The 22240-nt window shown below is 36.9% G+C and carries 23 protein-coding genes and 1 pseudogene; 5 read left to right on the top strand and 19 right to left on the bottom strand.

Features of this window, described 5'->3' with window-relative positions; translation table 11 throughout:
• Positions 1-373 precede the first annotated feature (373 nt).
• Positions 374-805 (top strand): hypothetical protein, encoded by a 432-nt coding sequence (locus PUW25_RS27090; RefSeq protein WP_205055060.1) that lies wholly within the window; start codon positions 374-376, stop codon positions 803-805.
• A gap of 179 nt (positions 806-984) precedes the next feature.
• Here the strand turns inward: PUW25_RS27090 and PUW25_RS27570 are convergent, their stop codons facing one another.
• From PUW25_RS27570 to PUW25_RS27075, 4 genes and pseudogenes are all read right to left on the bottom strand, one after another.
• A complete protein-coding gene (locus PUW25_RS27570) occupies positions 985-1155 on the bottom strand; it encodes an IS3 family transposase (protein WP_397376447.1) in 171 nt (56 codons plus the stop codon).
• Complete coding sequence (locus PUW25_RS27085; protein WP_249436124.1) at positions 1080-1496, bottom strand: GNAT family N-acetyltransferase; 417 nt, start codon at positions 1494-1496, stop codon at positions 1080-1082. The genes PUW25_RS27570 and PUW25_RS27085 overlap by 76 nt, the downstream gene beginning before the upstream one ends.
• Before the next feature lie 380 nt (positions 1497-1876).
• Positions 1877-2350 (bottom strand): IS200/IS605 family transposase, encoded by a 474-nt coding sequence (tnpA, locus tag PUW25_RS27080; RefSeq protein WP_205055058.1) that lies wholly within the window; start codon positions 2348-2350, stop codon positions 1877-1879.
• A 514-nt stretch (positions 2351-2864) separates the two neighbouring features.
• Positions 2865-3030, bottom strand: a pseudogene (locus PUW25_RS27075) (family 1 glycosylhydrolase); the annotation flags it as partial.
• A 787-nt stretch (positions 3031-3817) separates the two neighbouring features.
• On the opposite strand from PUW25_RS27075, the gene PUW25_RS27070 reads away from it, so the two are divergent.
• Positions 3818-4078: a hypothetical protein gene (locus PUW25_RS27070; protein WP_205055057.1), complete on the top strand. Its 261-nt coding sequence runs from the start codon at positions 3818-3820 to the stop codon at positions 4076-4078.
• 680 nt (positions 4079-4758) lie between these two features.
• Here the strand turns inward: PUW25_RS27070 and PUW25_RS27065 are convergent.
• The gene (locus tag PUW25_RS27065) at positions 4759-5487 is read right to left on the bottom strand and encodes an NPCBM/NEW2 domain-containing protein (RefSeq protein WP_205055056.1); all 729 of its coding nucleotides are present in this window, start codon (positions 5485-5487) and stop codon (positions 4759-4761) included.
• 152 nt (positions 5488-5639) lie between these two features.
• Positions 5640-5837, bottom strand: coding sequence for a hypothetical protein (locus PUW25_RS27060; protein WP_249436123.1), 198 nt, complete (start codon positions 5835-5837; stop codon positions 5640-5642).
• A gap of 217 nt (positions 5838-6054) precedes the next feature.
• Between PUW25_RS27060 and PUW25_RS27055 the strand changes: the two genes are divergently transcribed.
• Complete coding sequence (locus PUW25_RS27055) at positions 6055-7002, top strand: tyrosine-type recombinase/integrase (protein ID WP_090728215.1); 948 nt, start codon at positions 6055-6057, stop codon at positions 7000-7002.
• Positions 7003-7167: 165 nt separating this feature from the next.
• On the opposite strand, the gene PUW25_RS27050 is transcribed toward PUW25_RS27055, so the two are convergent.
• The 13 genes from PUW25_RS27050 to PUW25_RS26990 form a co-directional block, all read right to left on the bottom strand.
• A complete protein-coding gene (locus PUW25_RS27050; RefSeq protein WP_205055055.1) occupies positions 7168-7470 on the bottom strand; it encodes a hypothetical protein in 303 nt (100 codons plus the stop codon).
• A 66-nt stretch (positions 7471-7536) separates the two neighbouring features.
• On the bottom strand, positions 7537-7824 hold the full coding sequence (locus PUW25_RS27045) for a helix-turn-helix domain-containing protein (RefSeq protein ID WP_205055054.1): 288 nt from the start codon (positions 7822-7824) through the stop codon (positions 7537-7539).
• A gap of 155 nt (positions 7825-7979) precedes the next feature.
• Positions 7980-8225: a type II toxin-antitoxin system HicB family antitoxin gene (locus PUW25_RS27040; protein WP_090728210.1), complete on the bottom strand. Its 246-nt coding sequence runs from the start codon at positions 8223-8225 to the stop codon at positions 7980-7982.
• A 129-nt stretch (positions 8226-8354) separates the two neighbouring features.
• Positions 8355-8735: a hypothetical protein gene (locus tag PUW25_RS27035; protein ID WP_205055053.1), complete on the bottom strand. Its 381-nt coding sequence runs from the start codon at positions 8733-8735 to the stop codon at positions 8355-8357.
• 39 nt (positions 8736-8774) lie between these two features.
• The gene (locus PUW25_RS27030; protein ID WP_205055073.1) at positions 8775-9548 is read right to left on the bottom strand and encodes a phosphoadenosine phosphosulfate reductase domain-containing protein; all 774 of its coding nucleotides are present in this window, start codon (positions 9546-9548) and stop codon (positions 8775-8777) included.
• Between the two features lie 394 nt (positions 9549-9942).
• A complete protein-coding gene (locus tag PUW25_RS27025) occupies positions 9943-10665 on the bottom strand; it encodes a ubiquitin-activating E1 family protein (RefSeq protein ID WP_274338792.1) in 723 nt (240 codons plus the stop codon).
• 101 nt (positions 10666-10766) lie between these two features.
• On the bottom strand, positions 10767-13700 hold the full coding sequence (locus PUW25_RS27020; RefSeq protein WP_274338791.1) for a Tn3 family transposase: 2934 nt from the start codon (positions 13698-13700) through the stop codon (positions 10767-10769).
• 89 nt (positions 13701-13789) lie between these two features.
• A complete protein-coding gene (locus PUW25_RS27015; protein ID WP_066154495.1) occupies positions 13790-14356 on the bottom strand; it encodes a recombinase family protein in 567 nt (188 codons plus the stop codon).
• A gap of 204 nt (positions 14357-14560) precedes the next feature.
• Positions 14561-15898 carry a glucose-6-phosphate isomerase gene (locus tag PUW25_RS27010; protein ID WP_066154493.1) on the bottom strand — a complete coding sequence of 446 codons (1338 nt, stop codon included), beginning with the start codon at positions 15896-15898 and terminating at the stop codon, positions 14561-14563.
• 240 nt (positions 15899-16138) lie between these two features.
• A complete protein-coding gene (locus PUW25_RS27005; protein WP_031538332.1) occupies positions 16139-16630 on the bottom strand; it encodes a hypothetical protein in 492 nt (163 codons plus the stop codon).
• A 346-nt stretch (positions 16631-16976) separates the two neighbouring features.
• The gene (gene gnd, locus PUW25_RS27000) at positions 16977-17870 is read right to left on the bottom strand and encodes a phosphogluconate dehydrogenase (NAD(+)-dependent, decarboxylating) (protein WP_031538333.1); all 894 of its coding nucleotides are present in this window, start codon (positions 17868-17870) and stop codon (positions 16977-16979) included.
• A 198-nt stretch (positions 17871-18068) separates the two neighbouring features.
• A complete protein-coding gene (gene zwf, locus PUW25_RS26995; protein WP_066194379.1) occupies positions 18069-19541 on the bottom strand; it encodes a glucose-6-phosphate dehydrogenase in 1473 nt (490 codons plus the stop codon).
• A 722-nt stretch (positions 19542-20263) separates the two neighbouring features.
• Complete coding sequence (locus PUW25_RS26990) at positions 20264-20629, bottom strand: winged helix-turn-helix transcriptional regulator (protein ID WP_066194376.1); 366 nt, start codon at positions 20627-20629, stop codon at positions 20264-20266.
• A gap of 206 nt (positions 20630-20835) precedes the next feature.
• Here PUW25_RS26990 and hxlA point away from each other — a divergent pair, with 206 nt between their 5' ends.
• Together hxlA and hxlB are read left to right on the top strand one after the other, a co-directional pair.
• Entirely contained in the window at positions 20836-21468 is a 633-nt protein-coding gene (gene hxlA / locus PUW25_RS26985) for a 3-hexulose-6-phosphate synthase (protein ID WP_031538336.1), read from the top strand.
• Positions 21469-21476: 8 nt separating this feature from the next.
• Complete coding sequence (gene hxlB / locus PUW25_RS26980; RefSeq protein WP_031538337.1) at positions 21477-22034, top strand: 6-phospho-3-hexuloisomerase; 558 nt, start codon at positions 21477-21479, stop codon at positions 22032-22034.
• Positions 22035-22240 lie beyond the last annotated feature (206 nt).

Raw genomic sequence — 22240 nt, 5'->3', positions numbered from 1 at the left:
ATAAAAATACTATATAGATCAAAAATACCAAATATATACCAAAACATGTTGTAATTTGTAGAAAATTATATTTAATAATTCGTTTTTCTGTTACTGCTTGGGCCTAATCAAACCGCAGTTTCCCGCCTAACGCCGATGTTAGCGAAGCCAATACAGCTTTTCGTTGTTTAATGAGCGCGGAAACGACTCCCCGGATTCGAGAAAATGAACTTACTTGTAGAACACGCTAAAACACAAAGAGGTAGCATTTCTAACTACAAAAAAGCTGCAAAAAAAAATTATAGTTTATAAAAGGGAAATAGATATCAAGTTAATGGGGCAATGCAACATTAACACTTTTTCTACGTCTTAACTAAAAAGGAGGCGAAGGGGTATGAACAAGACTTTATTTATCTTCATTGTTATAGTTTTTATTTTATGTGCTTGTGGCAGTAAATCAGGTACGCAGGAACAGTTTGCGGGAGTGACTTTAAACGGCGTGTTGACTGTTCTTAATGAAGCTGGTATTCAATACGTTGAAAGGATTGAAAGCCAAAATGTATATGATTCTCAAAGAGAAGGCGCTGAGATTCACTTATATCAACTCGAACAAGGGAACTTAACGATATACCTTTTCGCAGACGTTGCACAAAGGAGAGAAGTACAACGCGACCCATTTCCAACAGCCTCTGCTGCCCCCCCAAACGGATCTTATGGTATGGGCAGAATACTCGTCTATTATTACGATGGGAACACTACAATGGCACATAAGCTTAGAGAAGCTTTTGAACCGCTAGGTGTCGAGGAGAAAAATCAACTTGAGTAAAACTTTACACGGCGCGGCGATTGGCAGTCGGTCAAGGCCGCCAGTTGCCCCTTTGCGAAAGAAAAAAGAAGCGCCTGGCTAAAAGTGAAGTGCTCCCTGTCAAGTAGACAGTCTAAAAAACAAAAGATTATCACTCTTCAATACCTCGGCTATAAAGTGAGGTGATTATTTTCCCTTAGTTAAGCTGCTCGGCGAAATTCGTTAGGAGATAAACCGTTGAGCCGTTCGGTATACCGATTGTTATTGTAGTAGCGCATGTAGATTTTCACACTTTTTAGAAGATCATCGTATGTGTCATACTTCTCCAGATAATAGCTTTCTGCTTTAAAGGTACCCCAGAATCGTTCAATCGGTTGGTTGTCCAAGCATCGATTCCAGTACAGCACCAACCGATTAACTCCCCTGACTCCCTTAGTTCGATTCCCATCCGAAGTCGAAGCTCACCAATGACACCACCTTGTGATACGGCAATTAAAAACTGTTTGTTTTCAAGGATTTCATAATTAATAAGCCAATTTTTTCGTTGCTCTTTAGTTACGTTCCAACCCGGCAAATATTCATGTATTTCGGGTTGCCATGTCAAGGAATGAAACTCATCTAAATCAGTACACACAAATTCCCTTAGAATGATATCATTACACTCAATTGTAAAAGTATCTTCTTCAGATAATGAATGAGTATCGTTGCTCATGTTTTGGCTCCTTTATAGATTTGTGGTTAATCTTCTATGAGCAATGATAACCCATAAAAACACGCTATTGCCTGTAGAAAACAATTATAACTAATATGCCCGTTAGCTTAATGAACTAGCTGTAAACTTCAGTTAGATATTTATCTAATCGGTAATCGGACTATGTTCTTGTCCATTTCGGCAATCGGTACAAGTTCTTGTCCTTGGCTTGGGACAAGAACTTGTACCGATAAAATCAAAATCAGGACCACCCGTCCAACGGGTGGTTTGCTCTTGGGGTATAACCCCCTGTTGCCAAACTGCGCCTAAAGACGCTAGCCTGACAGCAAGTCTGTTCAGGCTCAGTGTTTTTGTCACTTTCACTTACCAGTTAAACTGGTTTATTTCTTTTTGGTCCTGTTACTGATGAACGGATCTTCGTATTCTTTTACGCTCAGTTTATCTACTGCTTGGTCATGTGCTTCTTGTTCACGAATGTACTTTCTTACCGTCGCTTCATTTAAGCCCACTGTACTTACATAATATCCTTCTGCCCAGAATTTACGATTTCCGTATTTGTATTTTAGTTGGGCATGTTTCTCAAAGATCATTAGAGAACTTTTACCTTTTAGATATCCCATGAACGATGAGACTGCAATTTTCGGTGGGATTGCTACCAACATGTGCACGTGATCTGGCATCATGTGGCCTTCTATGATTTCTACTCCTTTGTACTTACATAAACGTTTGAATATTTCAATTAGATCTTTTCTTACTTGATTATAGATCTCTTTCCGTCTATACTTCGGGGTGAATACAATGTGGTATTTGCACATCCACTTTGTGTGAGCTAGGCTGTAGCTCTTGTTTGCCATCTAAGACCATTCCTTTCTTTGAGCCTGAACATCTCAATTCTATCGGAATGGTCTTGGTGGTCAAACCTTTGATTCCTCCACCCGCATAGCGGGTGGTTTTTTGTTTCGCGCGTTTCACGCACTCAACTGGCTAAAGCCATAACAAAAAAGCCGCTAAATTAGCGACTTCAATGGGAATATGTTCTTGTCTCCCGACAATTTATGATCCGATCGCAACCAACGGTGCCCAGTACACGTCTGCCACAATCCTTGGTAATGTTTGAAGATGAGTATCCAACTTCAATTGATAGTAATGAATTGAAATGTACGTTGAACAATTGCGGAACTATTACTCTAATCGACCGGTTAGCGCTCCGTTTACGGCAAAGAAAATAAAGGGGTGGTCCGAAGAGAAGTCAAATTCCCTTTATGCTTGACTATTTAAAATAAGCAAGGTATTGCAAAAGACTGAGTCCATGTTTCCGTATGGACTCAGTCTTTTCCTTTAACAAACTCAATGAGTCTAAAATATATACTAATTTAATTCCTGGCCGTTTGATTCAATGCATTTTTTTACCAGTAAAAGGAGTCCTTACGGCTGCGTTTCAATGTTCCGTTCCCTTCATCTCCTTATCCACATAAATCAACCCGTACCTTTTTCTCAACTCCCCTGTACTGGCACTGACGAGATCAATACAGCCCGTGAAAATTGCTTATCAGCGCGTTTTTAAGTAGTAGAATTTATGGGCATTTTTACATCTTTGTTATGTTAACCTAACCTACCCGTTAGCTTAATGATACGATCTAAAATTAATACGAGAATTTCTACCTGTCTTTTTGTTTTAAATCTAATCATTTAGCCTGCATACGTATAACTCATTTTTTATTAGTTCTCCTTAGTTTAGAGATAATCCTAGATATAGCCATTATTATCAATACTATTAAAAATACTGATATAAGAAGTATTAAGTAATACCCTACTCCCAGTACAAATCCCTTTTCAAAACTCTCAAAGAAATCGCTCATATCAAATAGTAGTTCCAAAATTAAATTAAAGATAAAGATCACTACAGCAACAATTGCAGCCTCTTTTACAAATTTTCAATTCGAATCTCCTTTCAAAAGTCATTCCAATTATTCTTCACGCGTTAGTTGAGACCCCCCCCTTCTGACTAAAACAAGAAAATTGTCTTTTATTAAGGATGAATTATTCTGTGCTTTGCTGCTGCAATTAAATTCAAATGGTTCTTTTTTTCGCGACTGCGCGTTAGTTAATTAGAAAGTTGGTGGAGTAGGCGGACGTTAACCTGCCCGTTAGCTTAATGAAATAGCTGTGAATTTCAGTTAGATATTTATCTAATCGGTAATAGGCCCATGCTCATGTCCATTCCGGTAATCGGTACAAGTTATTGTCCCTCGACAAAAATCGTCTTTCGATGTAATTTACATATACTGTATATTGTGTTAAGTTTAATCTGGAGGTGTGACATGTTCGTATATTGGGTTATTGGCTTAGGGGTTATCAGTTCCTTAATTCTAAATTGGTCATTCAAAAAATTTTTGAATATAAAACCAACATTTACGGATACCATGATCCTAACCCTATTTTTACTTGGAGTTGGATATCTCTTTGAGGTTTTATTTAAATACCAATCAGACCCTTTTGTTGCTCTCATGACTATTATCACTTCACTTATACTTGCATTCCGTCGTTATAAGGAAATAAAGAAAATCATTGTTCAATCTTAAATCAATCTACAAAGCCAGACCTTCTAACAACAAGGTGCTATTTGTTTTCCTTAAAATACATCTAATTTTTGTGAGGTGCAACAATGTTTCTTTATTGGTTGTTAGGCCTAGGAGCTTTAAGTTGGCTAGTTCTAAGGTGGTACTTCAAAAGAATACCTTTGTTTGCCGATGTAGTTATATTAACTCTAATACTTCTTGCCGCTTCTTCATTAATTCAAGACATAATCAGAAGGCAAGATATGTTTCAATCTTGGATGTTTATTATTGCTTCAGTATTTTTAGGAATTAGTCGATACCAACATTATAAGAGCAACATTAAGGAATAAAGACCTCATAAGAGGTTTTTTATTTTATTAGCCTGCCCGTAACTAGCTTAGCTTAATGAGCAAGGAGCAGCTGCCAATCGGCAAATTGCTCCAATTTATTTTCGACTAACGTTTCCCATCAGCTTAACCCAATGTGATTTAAATATGGCCGTTTGCATCAGTTTGGATCCCCATCCAAATGTAGCATCCCTATACAGCTATTTTTCGCTTTCTATGATTCCGCTATAAGAAATTTACTTTTACAAAGTTCATATCAAAAATTAAATAACGGCAGTCTCAGCGACTGCCGCTTTTTCATTAAAGAATCTTTCTATTTAACCTTAATTTTCATGAAACTCTACCTACAGCCATCTATCAATACAATTTAGCATCTCCAATAACTAAATCAATATGCTTACCTTCATCAACTGAACTTTCAAATTTAATTTGAAGCTTTAATACACCACTTACGTCTACGTTAATTTTAGATGGCATATCTCCACCCTTTAGATTTTCTTGTCTAAACAATTCTTGTCCATCACCTATAATGGTGATTGTACCTGTATTAACCGAATTTTTTGTGTAATCATCAACTCCAATAAAGCCAGTTAATTTTTTATATTTACCATTTAAATTGTAATCAATTGAGTTTTGGTAATCGCCACTACTATAATTTTGATCAAGTACTGATCCTATACCATGAAGATATTGTTGGTCAGCGATTGTAAATTTTAAGTTAGCAGGATTCGTCCAATTTTTAAAGTTAATCGATCCAGTTGGATTTTTCCCGTCCACTCTAGCATAACTAATTTCATCTAGATATTTAAATGTTCCGTTCTTTTGTCCGTACCAAGCTGTCTTGTTCTTTCCATCATATGTAAAAGATTCTCCAAATCCTTGAGCTACTTTCTTAGCTGGAACATACAATGTCCCATTATAAATGATGGACTGAGTCGTTTGTTTATGGACACCGTCAAACATATACTTTATATTTTCTAAAACAACACTCAACTTTGTATTAGTAGCAGCATATGTCACAGTACCACCCAATACTAATGAACTAATTAAAACTCCTAAAACCATGCCTTTAAGCTTATCCTTCATGTTCCTAACCTCTCTCGTGTAGTTATTTTATCTCATATATCCATTCGACTATTTACCTATAAAATCCTTTTTAAATGTTAATTATTTTGAACTACTTCTTTTAATGTTTGAAAAAATAAGATTTTTCGCTAAACTTACTCAAATTTCAACTGTTATTGAGCATACTTGAACGTATGCACTCCCTTAAAATAGCGATTTCCACGAACTTTGACCGAATACTCTGTGATTTCTTCAATACTGCCGCTACCGACAAGCTCATATGAATTAAAGACTAATATTGGCTCCTGGTCCAATTTTGCTGTATGCAGTTGAATATCAGATTTTAATGGCTTCATGAAACGAATTGACATAATACCAATACCTCCTTTTTATAGCGTGTTTCTAATATATATCGGCAAGTCTCTATTTTGGATGAATAAACATATTTCGCCTTTAATATTATTAAGAGCACCATAGCTCCTGCTATTCTGTTTCTTTGTAAATGACTGCACTTTTGCTATAATAAAATTGCATTAAATAAGCATTTAATGCAATTTTGATTTAAAACGAATTTTAGGATGTGAGTTAATGGGTTATATAGAAATATTCGAGCGTTACGATCGAGAAGTAAGGCTGTTTGTTTCCTATATGAAGGATCGTGAATATTCGAAAGATACCCAAAATGCTTATCTTCATGATTTAAAGCATTTTCTCCTAAGTTTAGATGATAAACCCATCAATGATGTTACGGATATTGAAATTATGACCTATCTCACCCAGGTTAGAGAAAATGGTGCAGGAGCACGCTACCGAAATCGGTGTCAGTCAGCAATTCGATTATTTTATAAAGTGATGGTTAGATTCCGAGTAATAGATCATAATCCTACATTGGACATTGAAAAAGCAAAAGTTGAAAAGAAAAGGCAACCTACCTACCTCCAAAAACAGTTTTTAGATGCCTCCCTGGAGCTCATTAAAGGAAGACATCAATTAAGGGATATTACGATCGTCGCTTTAATGGCGTACGCTGGACTTCGTGTAAGCGAGATAGTTAGATTAGATATAGTTAATTATGATAAAGATAACTCAAATATTGGTGTCTTAGGTAAAGGGGGGAAATGGAGATATATCCCTCTTCCAGCTGAGTTAAATCAACTGTTAGAGTTATACTTGACGGAACGAATAACTCCCTGGAATAGCAAGGAGCCTGCTTTCTTTGTTTCTCAATTTCGCAGGCGTATTAGCAAGCGAATGGTGCAGACTATCGCAGAAAAAACTTTTGATGCACTTATAGCAGAATATCCTCAGTTTTCCGGAATGTCATTATCTGCCCATAAATTTAGACATTCATTCGCGACGGATCTTTTACGGAATGGGGCTGATCTTCGTGCAGTACAGGATCTTCTTGGTCATGAGTCCATTTCTACAACTCAAATATATACTCACGTTATGGATGAGGTGAAGGAAAGAGCAATGCATAAAATAAAACCTTCGATCCCTTCCATCATAACATCAAAAGAAAAAAAGCAAGTTTAGAAAGAGCAACCGGTCTATAAGTAGGTTGCTCTCACTTCAAAGTCTATTACTCTTTCGCAAGTAAATGCAGATTTCATCATTTCAAGGATCAATTTATAGGGGAATAGCAGCTGATCGTGATCGCTGCATGCATGTAAACAGTGATTGTAACAATCACTGTTTGAATTAAATTAATACTTTACAAAGTGGGTATGTAACAAAACCGGACTTCACTTGGTGAGTTGGGGCTGCCAATACTTCCATTTCAATAAGATCAGACATCAAGTACATAGGTAGTTTATTAACATCAAATGGGATAAAATCAAGAAATGGTTCTCCTAAATCAAGGTTAACGGAGACTACGTATAAATCTTCATTATTGATAAGCTGCTCATTAGGGTCTAGGATGATACAAGTATTCTTATTGTCCGGATATTTAATTTTATGTATGAAATAATCTGAGCCTCTGAAGTTTATCTTTTTCAGCATAAATGCCTCCTTATGTTTCAACCAGATAAAAGCACCTTATTATCTGGTTGTTTTTTATATATTTTTTCATTTACTTTGTTTAATTTTTTTAACCAGGAATCTATATACCTCAGGATCATAAATTATAAGATTTTTGAAATCCTCTGGAACTTTACCGGCCTTAAGAATCAATTCATACGTTTCTACTTCTAATGCTTCAGCAAGACGAATCAACAACTCTTCGCTAGGTGGATTATCGTGATTATTTTCTAGACGGCTAATATAAGGCTTTTTTATCCCTGTTAAATTAGATAATTGGTCTTGTGTAAGTTCTCTTGCTTTTCGTAGTTCACGTATATAATCACCGAATAACATACTTGTCTTACTCCTCTATACTTAATTTAACCATAGTATAGTAGTTATTGTGTTGAAATACAACACAGATGAACCAGCAGCAAGACTCTTGAATTTCAACATTGAAAAGGAACGCTTCCAATCGAATGAAGGCGTTCCTTTTATTGTTTCGAAAATTACACTGTGAGGGAAACTGAAAGTGTTTCTACAATACAGTTGTCGTCAGATGGAATGGATTTTCCACTTTTTTGCATTGCCTCGACTTCCATAAGAATTAGGTCTCGAGCATTGTCACGGACTTCTTCAAGAGTATGACCTTTGGCTCCAAGTCGAAGTGCTGGTATATATGCTGTGTAATCCTTTTCTGCTGCGTCCTGTTCAATCATAATAATAAAACCTTGGTTGTGGAATTGTTGCGACATTTTTGAAATTTCTCCTTCCGGTATGGGGGTTATGAATTAAAAAAGGTGTCACTCTGGACAGCCTAATTGAGGAGTGAAGGTGTTAGCTGCAGACAGCTAACCCTCCACTCTTCTCAAGGCCCTCCAAAGTCAGACGACTAATTTGAGCTGCTCTACCAAGTTACCCTCGCTAAAACTCTTAACGATTTTGAGTTCACTTTTGGCGGTATCACAAACATATAAACAATCTCTCCAATGCTTATCACGGATGCTAGGCATGCTTTGGATCCATTCCTTTTGAAATGCGATTACTTCATCATAATTACTCAGTTGAATTAAATGAGTACCGCAATCATAGACATACCAGGCAAATATTCCTCCATTGGAAGAGTCCATTACTTTAAGGTCATGTAAATAAAAGTCTGCATGAAATTTTTCGTTAACTATAACGCTTTTAACTACAGATTCCATCTGGTTAATAAGCTCCGGGTTCATACGTTGTTTATGATTTTCTTTGAAAATTGTCTGCATGTTTATTGCCTCCTTTATAGTTAGTTCTATCGATTCTCTTCAGATGAAGTCTGATATGGTGACTTGAGATTCATTCACAAATTCAGAAAGAAGGACTGGTTTACCCCTTTTGGTTTTCATGGTATGGCCAAGATGTAACTCCATACGTTTTAAGTACTCCCAATCATCAGGGTAGAGCTGAGCGACACGCTCCATTTCCGAAGCGGTATTAAAGATACAGAAACGACAGCTGCAACGTGAAACCCATTGATAACAAGGGTGTAGTTCAATACTGTAATTGGCGGCCAGCTGCTTAACCTGGGATTTAAGCATATTCTTGATCGGTCGGAACCAATGCACTTCACGATTCTTTCTTTTAGTTGCATGGGCAGGATGATACTCAAATATTGGCTCCTTCGCTCGATCAGATGATTCTTCTGAGCGTTCCCCAGTAAGCATTAGAATTTTACAGTCATCGAACTGACGAACCCACTTTGCGTAAACGTCTCGCTTCGTATAAGAAGTGCAGAATCTGCAGCTTTTATCCGGAAACATTTTGCGATCTCGAATACGTTCTTCAAGTGACTTGTCACCCCAAATAACGACCAATGGAATATCCAGCTTTTCACTTGCGTATCGCAAGTATTCATCGGTCTGCGGCCAATCAAAGAGTTGCTGCTTCTCTTCCGGATTTCCATCAACTCGCATATGGACAAGAACCATCTTTTCGGATGGTATTTTGTATCCATATTTCATAATCAAGGCGAGCGCAAGTGAGTCGGCACCCCCTGAAAAGTTAATATGATAGTGGTCATACTGGTCCACAGCGTACATCTCTGGTGGAAGTGTGGGAAGCACAAATTGCTCGGCACATAGCGTTTCAACCTAGTCTTCTGCAGGGATCAACAATTCATCACTAACTTGATAAGGATCTCTGTACTCGTTAATTATGTATGACCTCCCGTAAGGCACAAAAAAAGCCATAGAAACACAAATAGACACCTCCGGTGTCTATGTTCTCCATGGCAAATTAAGCCCAAAATATTTATTAGCCGATTATCGGTTTAACTCTCTCTTTATCGAATAGTCAACGATAAAGAAAAATTTATAACTCATGTAATACTTTAGTTATAGCAAAAAAGACAAAATTCGTCAATTGCCTAGTGTTTCATTGTAGAAAAAAGGGGGTAATTATTATGCCCCCTTTTTAAATGTGACAATTGGGCGGCTATTCCTGTACCTCTTCAAAATAAATAGGACGGCAGCTACCATTCCTTGCTGAGAAGTTCGATATATGAATATGAATCGAATTTGAGCTAAAAAGCTCATTAAGAACTGTAGATATATGCATGGCAGCATATTCATTGGCGATCATCCGTTGTGGTTGATAAGGCTCTAACCCACAGTTGTGAGACGGAGGGATAGCATCTTCCGCATTTATAGGGTAAACCACATTTAGAGGCGGTAAGATCTCCTTCCCGTCTTTTTTTAGTCCTACAACAATCTGACCGGAATAGCCACTATCCATGTGGTCCTTTAGTTCCTCGGTAGACCACTGATCTTGTGGCTGCTCACTTGGCATGAAAACCCCTTCGATGCCGGCATCAATATAAATGATATCATCCGTCCGATTGAAGTAATCATTCATGATGTTTCTTGAAAAATCATTATCTACAGCACCTATAAGTACCTTTTGAATGTATTGTCCAGGCTTATGCCGGTAATCCGTCAGAGAAAAAAGTTTTTCTATTTGTTCTACCGACTCAATATATGAATCTGAGAAAGAACCGATCTTTAATCCATATGTACCGCCATATCGCTTAGCTAATACCTCGGATTTCTTGAGCCCAATATCAGACGGGATAAAAGGCTGCCGCAGAATGTTCTTTTCCTCTACAGTATCCGGATCAGCAATCATAAGAAAGGATGGAACATTATTAAATGCACTCATCATCTTAGTTAGGGGTACGACCGAGATACATGTAAAAAAGGGTCATAGTATGGTATTGTTTACCATTTATAACCCTTTCTTGCTCTTTACTTTCTTATATACTATACAGGAATATCTCCCTCGATTGGTTGTGGAATATTTTCTAAATCGATCATATAGTCTCCGAAACGTTTTATATGCCTAGTCAGATAAGGGCTAAGCATGACAATATCTTCTTTTGAAAATACATAGCCTTCTTTAGAAAGTTCCCACAAAATAAGTGTTATATCACATACATTTTGGAATATTACTGCGTTGGCAACTAAATCATTATATTTAATTCGCTTTTCTTGTTCTTCTGGATCATTTTCTGAAATGATCCCATCGCCACCAAAAAATAGCCATTTGGAAAAGCCGTTATATGCTTCGACTTTGTTTGTACTAGCACCAATTTGCTCTCTTAGTTTTATATCAGAAATATATTTAAGCAAAAATACAGTTCTTACAATCCTTCCTAATTCCCTAAAAGCTTGATATAATCGGTTTTTTCTACTATAGTTACTTAGTTTTCTAAGTAGTGTAGAGGGTAATATTTTACCAGCTTTTATAGAAAGATCTTGCCAGTGTGTTTCAATTAGGTCCCAGTCAACGGTATCACTAAACAACTGATCAATGTGGTGATATTTTGTGTCCTTATCAGCCCTGTAAAATTTTAAATCCTTCCAATTTCGAATACGAGGCATTAAATTAATCCCCAATAAATGTGCAAGTGCAAAAACAGGCGTTGATTGACCTTGCGTATCAGCATGTAACGTATCGGGCTGAATGTCTGATTTATTTTTCAGCAAACCATCAATAATATAAACTGCTTCCCAAACTCCACATGGAATGAAGTGACTAAAGAGTGCAATATAAGTATCTGAAACATGATGATATGCAATCCCCCCATAACCTCCGTATCGAATGTGGTATTCAGAGATTAAGTTTTCTTCGTAGAGATCAAATTTTGTTCCATCTGCAGCAGCCGTTTTTCCATCACCCCATAGTCTAGGCAAACTAAATTGATTGTATTGATTTAAAATATTACGAATAGCTTCGTCTATTTTAGATGCATTAATATGTCGCCGATTTACAAATGAAATCATGTGTGGGGTTACTGCTTTTTTCATGTGCTTAGAAGTCTGTGTTGGTCCTAAATTACATCCGTATCCAAAAGAAGTAATGATATAACGTTCCATTGCATTTTCAAGCTTAGGATCTGAACCAGATAATGGTCCAAAATGCCGTGTCCAATTTGTCCAATGTTCTACATTACAAAGAATATCTAAGACATTTCGTTCAGGTAACCGTTGAGAAATAACTACCTCTAACGCCTTACTTGTCTGAGGTTGTTCTTTTCTCATTATTTTTCTCAACGTTGGTTCTCCATTTTCATTAATGATTACCTGGCCGTTATCAGGGTAGTTTAAATCTACTTTTTGTGCAGTATCTCCTAGCCAGAGCTTTAATTGTTGAACAAAATCCCCTGAATTTGAAGAAAAGCCAAGTTCCTTACAGTATTCATCTACCATAGGTTTACACTCATCCCAAGAAAGGAGCTGTTCACGGTAATCAGCAAAATTCTCTGATCCTTTTACACAAAGGTCTCCCGTTTTTAAATCGCTTGCAAGATAGGAAAAAATACAGATTTCAAGGTGTTTACGATGGATTAAGTTATTTTCTTTAGGTACATAAATCGTTTTTTTCCACTGTTCACTAGCAAATGAAAGATCCAAATCTATTTGTAGATTTTCAATTTTTCGGTTCTCATTATCACGTAAAAATTGTAAAGCTTCTAAAAGTGATTGATCCTGTGTGGTTGAATTAATTTCAATCATACTAATCAATCTAAAAAGAGTTTTCCTGTGGCTTTTATAGAACTTCCATAAAAGAGGAAGGTAGTTATTGCCATTATATGATGAAATTGATTCACAATCTTCTTTTAATGCGTCGATACCACCTCTTCTCCCTAATAACTCCCTTATTTTCTGACCAGTCAAGGTATCGTTCTCATTTATACTTGTGGCATTTAAGACTTCCGCCAAAACAGATATAAGATTTTCAGTTTTTGATCTATGTTTTTCTCGAAGAAGTTCTAGCTCCTCTTTGCCTTTGTTATGTATTGTTCTGACTCTTTTGAGAAACATCTCTACCAAACTATCTATAGCTGAAATTTTTGAGCGATAAATCATACAAAGTAGCAGCATATATCTTTTAGCTAAATTAAAGTCTTTTAATTCTGATGCATCAAGCGCTTTTGCTTCTAAAGCGAAGTGTTTAATTTTTAAATTTGGAATATCCTCTAGTAAGCTATCAATTTCTTCTATAAAATCAGTTAACAGAAGTAACCTATTTTGTATTTCTTTCATATGCGAAAGTGTTGCGCTTTTTGGAATTTCTTTTAATAAGTTATATTCAGAAGTCCGATTATCATTTTTAGTAACTAGTAATTGATCTAATTTTCGCTCAATTTCAGGAGTCAATTTTGAAAATACTGAATTAAATAACTGGTGATTCACTAATGTTCTTATACGACGAGCCAATCGATCTAATGTACTAAAAGCAGGTAATTCACACCTTTCTTTTATTAATATTTCAATGGATACGTTGATAAGATCGGCTGGATTGTCCATTACCTGTGTAGCCTTATAAATTGAAGTAGTTGCAATATGTAAGGCTTCTTTTCCATAAGGACGTACATTGAGGTAATCTCTAATTGCTTTTTGATGTCGGTAAATTGATTTACTATTGTAATTCGGTTCAACACTAGCAGAGAGATTCAAACAGGTCCGAATATGAATCATGATCTCTACAGGAATATCTTTCGGTCGAGGAAAGTAACCAAGTCGTTGGAAAGACTTTAACATAACTAATAGACTTAGAACTGAAACAGGTCCTCTAGCAACTTTATGCGCAAATTGGTTTTCTTCAGGTGTAGGGGAGTAAACATCACGAAGTTCTTTTGAAGTAGGACGTTTTTTAAATCTTGGATAAGCCGTACGTTCTATAGATGCCAAATTACCAACTCCATTCAAATTAAGTTGGGGGTGGTGACAGAGTAGCTGCCCTAGTCCGTCACATAATTCCCTAAAAATATAAGAGATTATTAATTTGCTTCTACTAGTTTTCTTTTATTAATCGCTCGATATAATGATCCCTGTGAAAGTCCTGTACCTTCTACAATTTCTTTTACCGAGTATTCTTTACTGTCATACATCCTCAAGGCTATTTCAATTTTCCCTTGATCCACTTTAGGCCTTCCTAGTTTTTTTCCTCTTCTTTTACTCGCTTCTAACCCTTCTTTAACTCTTTCTACAATTAAATTTCTTTCTAACTCTGCGATGACACACATCATTTGAAACATGGCTTTTCCCGTTGATGTTCTTGTATCCATGTTCTCCTTAATAGAAACGAACTTTACACCAGTATCCTCGAATTGCTGAATAATAGAAAGAATATCAAGTGTTTTTCTCCCTAAGCGTGAAATACTTTCTACTACAACGGTATCACCTTTCCTTATTACATCTAGCAATGAGTTAAGTCCATCTCTATCCTTTGTAGTCCCAGTAAATTTCTCTTGAACCATTTTTTCACAGCCGTACTCAGAAAGTAATATAATTTGTCGGTCTAAATTTTGGTCAACTGTCGAAACTCGAGCATAACCGATTATCATAAAGAAGCCTCCTGCACAATTTAATAATCTAATTGTACAAGAGACATCATTTTTGTAAAAGTATTTGGTAAAACTTTTGGTAATTATTTTTGGTAACCTATAAAATTAGTAAAATCAAGCATCAGTATTTCTCATAAATATTGTTACAAAAAATATGGTTTTTGGTAACAATCTTTTTATTAATACAAAACCAATCAGATATAATTATTTTGATAAACGCTCCATGAGAGTAGCTTTTTCTGCTTCAAAACCAGGTTTGTCAAGTAAAGCAAACATATTCTTCTTGTATGCTTCGACTCCAGGCTGGTCAAATGGGTTAACTCCTAATAGATGGCCACTAATCCCACATGCCTTCTCAAAAAAGTAAACCATCTCACCGTAAGTGTATTCATTCATTTCATCCAGTTCAATCACGAGATTAGGTACTTCTCCATCTATATGGGCCATAAGGGTACCCTGAAATGCACTTTTGTTGACTTCATCCATCGTCTTACCTGCCAGGAAGTTTAATCCATCAATATTTTCTGGATCCTCCTGAATAGTCACTTCAATTCGAGGTTTCTTAATCTGTAAAACCGTTTCTAAAAGGTTTCGTCGACCTTCTTGTACATATTGCCCCATGGAATGCAAATCCGTTGAAAAATCAACGGAAGCAGGGAATAGCCCCTTTTGATCTTTTCCTTCACTTTCCCCAAACAGCTGCTTCCACCATTCCGATACGTAGTGAAGGGAGGGCTCATAGTTAACAAGCACTTCAATTGCTTTTCCCTTATTGTAGAGTACATTTCGGACCGCAGCATACTGATAGCTCTCATTTGTCAATAAATCAGGATTGTTGTATTTACGGGCTGCTGCTGCTGCCCCTTCCATCATATGATCAATATCAAGTCCTGCTACGGCAATTGGTAAGAGACCAACTGCTGTTAGCACAGAATACCTTCCACCTACATCATCCGGAATAACAAACGTTTCATATCCTTCTTTGTCCGCGAGCTTTTTTAATACGCCTTTTTCCTGATCAGTAGTGGCAAAAATACGTTTTCTCGCCTCTTCTTTTCCGTATTTTTTCTCCATATAGTCACGAAAAATACGGAAAGCAAGGGCTGGCTCTGTCGTTGTTCCTGATTTGGAAATGACGTTAACAGAGATATCTTTCCCCTCTAATAGTTCAAATAAATGAGATATATAAGTAGAACTGATATTGTGACCGGCAAAATACACTTTTGTCTTATCGTTCATTTGGTTATGAAAGCTATGGGACAAAGCTTCTATAGCTGATCTTGCACCCAAATACGAACCACCAATACCAATTACAACCATTGCGTCTGAATGTTTCTTGATTCTTTCAGCAGCTTGTTTAATTCTTTCAAATTCACTCTTATCATAGTTTAGTGGCAAATCGACCCAACCAAGATAATCAGAGCCGGGGCCTGTTTTTTCATGTAGCATTTTATGAGCCACTTTTACAAATTCACTTAGATTATCTACTTCACTCTTTTTCATAAATGCTAATGCATTGGAGTAATCAAACGAAATAGTCATACATTACTTCCCCTTTCAATCAAATTTAGCTTAGCTGCTTCAATCGGAGATCCTTCTCCGTAAAAAAGATCTCTCGGCATAGTAAAACGTTTCATGTTAGTGCATTCTCCTTTTCTACAGTATATAAGGGAAGTTTTTAAAAACACATTTAAACTCCCCCTTTTCAATTTTGAAAAATCCTTAGTGGGACCGTGTAATTATCAATAGCGTACATTAAAAGACAGTTAGTATTAAGAAAACTCAATGGTCCCTCTCTACATCGGCACTTAGTATGTCTTCTGTTTTGATTTCAAGTAATATTTCCAAGAATCTTATCGTTCCTAATACTTTTCGAGTGTCTCCCTCATTTTGAACATTCTCCATTTTCTTTTGTTGGATCAGTTCACTTATTACTTGCTTGAAAGCATTGGTTTTTATAAGCCATTCTCCAACCAGTAGCTTAGTTGAGTCTCTCTCGTGTTCGGTTTTGACAGCAAATAAACTTTCGGTATCTGTCTCTCTTAACGTGATTGAATTAAAATCTTCGCTCATTTGAATCCGAAAATAATTCCTTTCACTATCATAATATTTTCCGTCCCTTAGAAGAAAATACTCTATCCCTAATACTATTTCATAAAAGGGCTCATTATCTGATGGAGAATGGAGTTCTTTTACTTCGATATTCTTCACCATGTCTAAATAGGTTTCTAAACCATATTGTGTGTTAATGATTTTTGCATCCAATACGTTCATGATGTCACACCTCAATATTGTTTTATTTTTTTGGCTCTGTTAAACTTGTCTGTTGGCTCCAGGTGCTCGCTTTCCGCGGGCGAGCCGGGAGCCTCCTCGGCGCTGTGCGGCTGCGGGGTCTCCCTTGTCATGTTTTTCCCGCAGGACGTTGAATCATCATCCGTGAATAGGCACCGCACGAGAAAATGTGAATGCATTTTCGAGGAGTCTCGCTCCTTCCGCTTCAATCAACATAGTTAGCACTATCAACGACTTAAGTAAATCTACCAATTTTTGGGATATACCAAACTAAAAATCCAATGAATTTCCGGCTCATTTTAACGAAAGACATATACAGCAGATGACTTTATGATTTTTCCACAGCATGTCCGCCAAATTCATTACGAAGGGAAGCTACCACTTTACCTGTAAATGTATCATTGTCTAATGAACGGTAACGCATTAGTAAAGACATAGCGATAACAGGGGTAGCTGTTTGAAGATCCAAAGCGGTTTCAACTGTCCATTTCCCTTCCCCAGAAGAATGCATAATGCCCTTAATTTCATCTAATTTTGCATCTTTAGAAAATGCGCGTTCTGTCAATTCCATGAGCCATGAGCGGATGACAGAACCGTTATTCCACACCCGTGCCACTTTTTCATAGTCAAAATCGAAATCGCTTTTTTCCAGGACTTCGAATCCTTCACCAATGGCGGCCATCATTCCGTATTCTATTCCATTGTGGACCATTTTTAAGAAGTGGCCACTACCAGATTTCCCAGCATATAAATACCCATTATCTACAGCTGTATCTCTAAAAATCGGCTCGACAATGCTCCATGCTTCAGGATCTCCACCAATCATATAACAAGCACCATAGCGAGCACCTTCCATCCCCCCAGAAGTACCGGCATCCATAAAGCTCACTCCAACTTTCTTCAACTGTTCGTAACGACGAATGGATTCCTTATAATGCGAATTACCAGCTTCAATGACGATATCTCCTTCACTTAGAAATGGTGTGATTTCACTAATAACTGAATCAACGACGGAGTGTGGGACCATTATCCAAACAACTCGTGGCTTTTCTAATGATTGAACAAGATCTTGTAAACTGGATGCTCCTTCAACTCCGTATTTTTTAATTTCTTCAATAGTATTTGTATTTAGATCAAACGCCATTACACGGTGTTTATTGTCAATTAAGTTTTTTCCTAAGTTCATACCCATTTTCCCTAATCCAATTAATCCTACTTTCACTTGAGTTTCCTCCTTTAAATTACAATAAATAGCCTGTATTATTATGCTACCCATTTGTTGTTCTTCATGGTCTCCTTATGGAACCATAAGGATTCAACAAATACTTTAAGTTCCTTGGGTAAATCGCGTAACAATTATCTGTCAAATCCAACCTCGGTTTGCTCTCTTCATACCAATAGCCTTCCAGGGAGGTGCGGATTAAACTCCCCCCCTAGTTTCCCACCATTTAAAACCATCCTCCTCCAATAATTGCGAAGCAGCTTGTGGCCCCATCGAACCGGCTTGATATAGGTGGAGTGGAAGGGCATTTTCCTCAAACGCCTCTAAAACGGGCTGTACCCATTTCCAAGATAATTCAACTTCGTCCCAATGAGCAAAGAAGGTAGAGTCCCCACGCAGAGCATCAAATATTAAGAGTTCATATGCTTCGGGCACGTCTTTTTTACTCGCTGAAAAATCAACAACAATAGGTTCTAATTTTCCATTTATCGGGTTTTTACTATTTAACTGCAACGAAACACCTTCATTAGGACTTACATTAATAACTAATAGATTGGGTTCAGCATTTTGGATTTCATTGGTATACAAATTCTTTAATGGGTTTTTGAATTCAATCACAATCCGCGTTAATTTTTCCGTCATTCTTTTTCCTGTCCGGATATAGAATGGGACCCCGTCCCAGAAGGAATTATCAATCCATAGACGAGCAGCGACGAATGTATCGTTTTTAGAAGAAGCATCAACGCCAGGTTCTTCTAAGTATCTGACTACTGGTGTACCGTTTATTTCACCTGATCCATATTGGCCACGAACGACGTGGATACCTACAGTATTTTTCTGTAATGGTCGCAGAGATTCCATAACTTTTCTTTTCTCATTACGGATATCTTTTGCACTAATCTGTTTTGGGAGATGCATGGCTGTCATCATCAACAGCTGTAGCATATGATTTTGAACCATATCACGAATAGCGCCTGCTTGGTCATAATAACCAGCCCTCTCTTCTACACCAACCGTTTCACTAGCCGTAATTTGCACATTGGCAATAAACCGATTGTTCCAAAGTGATTGCAGCACAGGATTGGCAAATTCCAAGGCTTCAAGGTTTTGAACCATTGGTTTTCCGAGATAATGGTCAATCCGGAAAATTTCATCTTCTTCAAAAGCTTTGCTTAATTTTTCGTTTAAATCTTCAGCAGATTTTAAGTCATACCCAAATGGTTTTTCGATAATCAATCGTTTCCATCCCTTTGTCGAACCTAAGCCACTCTCCTTTATGTTTAAAGCAATTACATCAAAGAATTCAGGAGCAACAGAAAGATAAAACATTCGATTCTCTTCAATACTCTGGTCTTTTTCATTTTGTTGAACGACTTCAACTAACTTCTTATACCCTTCAGCATTCGTGAAATCTAACTGGCAATAACGAAATGCCTTTACAAACTCTTGTTTTTCGGATTTATCATTTATCAAGTGTCTAGAAAAAGTGTATAGCGAGTCTGTTACATGGTTTTGAAAATCAACATCAGACATTTCGTCTATTCCTACACCAATGATCAAAAAAGAATCTGGTAATTTTTGATTCAAATATAAATTAAACAAGGCAGGGTAGATTTTTCGCTTAGCTAAATCCCCAGTTGCCCCAAATAAGACAAACGTCATAGAATCCACTTTTCATTCCTCCACTTTTTCAAAGCATTTTCAAATAGAAAAATGTCTGATTTTCTTCGTTTCCCCTACAAAACAACAAGGATTTTCGCTATTGCGTTATCCCACTTTTGGATGTAAGTTTCGTTTATTTCTCCCAGCTTGTCCGGTAATAATGATATCTCTTAATTGAGAATGTCCACATTTTGGACAGGTTTCATTATTTATGGTGATGATTAGACATCTTTCACAAACTTTTCGCTGCTTAGTTTTGAACCTTTCCATGCGGATCTCTCCTTTCGTAAAAAGCAACAACATGTATAAATTATTAAATGAAGTTTCACTTCATCTCACCATGCTTGTAGCAGTATTCCCTTAAGGTTTGGTAGTATTCTTTAAGCTCGCTATTACTTGAGCAAAATCAGTATATTACGTATGTTATACTTTTGAAAGTACGCACTTTATTAACATATAGATACATTGGTATAACATAGTGTTAAAAATAATACTATAAACTTGAATCCAATACCAAGAGTGAAAAGCCAAGGACAGCGATTATACAAGATTCGCTGCCCTTGGCTTTTTAGTAACTGATTCTTTTATTAAATGTTGTGTTTTTTCAACCTTTTAAATACGTAGAGATATAAAAAAACACGGACAGCATCTTTATTAAGATAGCTAACCGTGGTTTGTTAGTATATGAACTTTTTTACACTTTTTCGAACCCCTAGGAGAAACTCTTTTTTCTACTGAATAGACGATTTGTTTTCTGTTTCTTTTTCCAATACATTCTCAATATAATCTTTACCCCAGTCATACATAGCTTCCAGAATAGGCATCAGACTTCTTCCATACTCAGTGAGTGAGTATTCAACTTTTGGTGGAACGACAGGATAGACTTCACGATGAACAATCAAATGGTCTTCAAGTTCGCGCAATTGATTAACAAGCATTCTTTGAGTGATACCCGGCATGAGGGCCTTTAGTTCACCAAAACGTTTGGTTCCTTCTTTTCCTAGATGCCACAATACCAACATTTTCCATTTTCCACCAATAATCGAAAGAGTCAATTCTTTTTCACAATTAAACACTTTTTCCCCAAGATTCGGCATTCATTTCACCTCCAACCCTTATTATGTCCCATAGTATACTTTTTGTTACTATATGATAAAAAAGTGCATACTTTTAATTTAGTAACATACCCAGTATACTGAGTATCATACCGTTAGTATAAATAGCTATCAATTGGATACAATAACACTGTGCAAAAGAAAGCTATACGGCACAATTATACTATTATATAAGGAGCGAGTAATAAATGAAATTACAATTAGCATTAGATCTTGTAGATATTCCAGGAGCCATTGAATTGGTGAAAGAAGTAGAAAATCATATAGATGTTGTAGAAATCGGCACGCCGGTTGTGATTAATGAAGGCCTTAAAGCAGTAAAGGAAGTGAAAGCTGCCTTCCCTAACTTAACTGTATTAGCTGACCTTAAAATCATGGATGCAGCTGGATATGAAGTTAGCCAAGCATCTGCAGCAGGCGCTGACATCATCACCATTCTTGGTACAGCTGAAGACGAGTCCATTAAAGGTGCTGTAGAAGAAGCAAAAAAACAAGGTAAACAAATCCTTGCTGATATGATCGCAGTTAAAGACATTGAAGGTCGTGCGAAAGAACTGGATGAACTAGGAGTAGATTATATCTGCGTTCACACAGGTTATGACCTTCAAGCTGTAGGAAAAAATTCTTTCGAAGACCTTGCAACCATTAAGAGCGTTGTAAAAAATGCGAAAACTGCTATTGCAGGCGGAATCAAATTAGAAACACTTCCAGATGTGATTAAAGTACAACCAGATCTTGTCATCGTAGGTGGCGGTATCACAAGCAAAGACGATAAAAAAGCAGTTGCAGCTAAAATGCAAGAATTAATTAAACAAGGTTAATTATAACTATGAAAACTACTCAATATTTAGCTGAAGTCGTTCAAGAATTAAGTCGGACAGTCGACTTAATCTCTGACGAAGAAGCAGAGAAGTTGGTTAATAAGATTCTGGAATCCAAAAAAATCTTTGTTGCAGGTGCGGGCAGATCTGGATTTATGGGCAAATCTTTCGTGATGAGAATGATGCACATGGGGATCGATGCTTATGTAGTCGGTGAAACTGTAACAGCAAATTTAGAAAAAGGTGATTTGTTGATCATCGGTTCAGGTTCAGGTGAAACGAAAACCTTGGTTTCAATCGCTGAAAAAGCAAAAAGTTTAGGTGGGACGGTCGCAGCTGTAACGATTTCCCCTGACTCCACGATTGGAAAATTAGCTGATATTATCATTAAATTGCCTGGATCACCGAAAGATCAATCTGAAAGTGAATATAAGACCATACAACCAATGGGGTCACTTTTTGAGCAAACGATGTTATTATTTTATGATGCATTGATCTTGCGTTTTATGGAAAAAAAAGGCTTAGACTCTACTAAAATGTACGGCAAACATGCCAATCTCGAATAGAGTACACTTTAAAAAATATGGAAACATCGTAAAGACCGCATTTATTTCTTTTATGAATTGCGGTCTTTACTGCATATTACAAATAACACAGTCCATACAGGAAAGAAAAAATAGCCTCTGATTCAGTCCCTTCTATGGCCGGATCAGAGATCATTATTGGGTGGGGCACAGCCAAGAATTTAGCCATCACTCACAGTATGAGCCCT

This window comes from Paenibacillus urinalis, from assembly GCF_028747985.1.
In the GTDB taxonomy this organism is placed as follows: domain Bacteria; phylum Bacillota; class Bacilli; order Paenibacillales; family Paenibacillaceae; genus Paenibacillus; species Paenibacillus urinalis.
The sequence above is the reverse complement of the archived record's forward strand: the minus strand, read 5'-3'. Positions and strand labels throughout refer to the sequence as shown.

Excerpts from the sequence above, each read along its gene's own strand:
- PUW25_RS27090 (WP_205055060.1), top strand. The coding sequence starts at position 374 with ATGAACAAGACTTTATTTATCTTCATTGTTATAGTTTTTATTTTATGT.
- PUW25_RS27085 (WP_249436124.1), bottom strand. The coding sequence starts at position 1,496 with ATGAGCAACGATACTCATTCATTATCTGAAGAAGATACTTTTACAATT.
- tnpA (WP_205055058.1), bottom strand. The coding sequence starts at position 2,350 with ATGGCAAACAAGAGCTACAGCCTAGCTCACACAAAGTGGATGTGCAAA.
- PUW25_RS27070 (WP_205055057.1), top strand. The coding sequence starts at position 3,818 with ATGTTCGTATATTGGGTTATTGGCTTAGGGGTTATCAGTTCCTTAATT.
- PUW25_RS27065 (WP_205055056.1), bottom strand. The coding sequence starts at position 5,487 with ATGAAGGATAAGCTTAAAGGCATGGTTTTAGGAGTTTTAATTAGTTCA.
- PUW25_RS27060 (WP_249436123.1), bottom strand. The coding sequence starts at position 5,837 with ATGTCAATTCGTTTCATGAAGCCATTAAAATCTGATATTCAACTGCAT.
- PUW25_RS27055 (WP_090728215.1), top strand. The coding sequence starts at position 6,055 with ATGGGTTATATAGAAATATTCGAGCGTTACGATCGAGAAGTAAGGCTG.
- PUW25_RS27050 (WP_205055055.1), bottom strand. The coding sequence starts at position 7,470 with ATGCTGAAAAAGATAAACTTCAGAGGCTCAGATTATTTCATACATAAA.
- PUW25_RS27045 (WP_205055054.1), bottom strand. The coding sequence starts at position 7,824 with ATGTTATTCGGTGATTATATACGTGAACTACGAAAAGCAAGAGAACTT.
- PUW25_RS27040 (WP_090728210.1), bottom strand. The coding sequence starts at position 8,225 with ATGTCGCAACAATTCCACAACCAAGGTTTTATTATTATGATTGAACAG.
- PUW25_RS27035 (WP_205055053.1), bottom strand. The coding sequence starts at position 8,735 with ATGCAGACAATTTTCAAAGAAAATCATAAACAACGTATGAACCCGGAG.
- PUW25_RS27030 (WP_205055073.1), bottom strand. The coding sequence starts at position 9,548 with ATGTACGCTGTGGACCAGTATGACCACTATCATATTAACTTTTCAGGG.
- PUW25_RS27025 (WP_274338792.1), bottom strand. The coding sequence starts at position 10,665 with ATGAGTGCATTTAATAATGTTCCATCCTTTCTTATGATTGCTGATCCG.
- PUW25_RS27015 (WP_066154495.1), bottom strand. The coding sequence starts at position 14,356 with ATGATAATCGGTTATGCTCGAGTTTCGACAGTTGACCAAAATTTAGAC.
- PUW25_RS27010 (WP_066154493.1), bottom strand. The coding sequence starts at position 15,898 with ATGACTATTTCGTTTGATTACTCCAATGCATTAGCATTTATGAAAAAG.
- PUW25_RS27005 (WP_031538332.1), bottom strand. The coding sequence starts at position 16,630 with ATGAACGTATTGGATGCAAAAATCATTAACACACAATATGGTTTAGAA.
- PUW25_RS26990 (WP_066194376.1), bottom strand. The coding sequence starts at position 20,629 with ATGCCGAATCTTGGGGAAAAAGTGTTTAATTGTGAAAAAGAATTGACT.
- hxlA (WP_031538336.1), top strand. The coding sequence starts at position 20,836 with ATGAAATTACAATTAGCATTAGATCTTGTAGATATTCCAGGAGCCATT.
- hxlB (WP_031538337.1), top strand. The coding sequence starts at position 21,477 with ATGAAAACTACTCAATATTTAGCTGAAGTCGTTCAAGAATTAAGTCGG.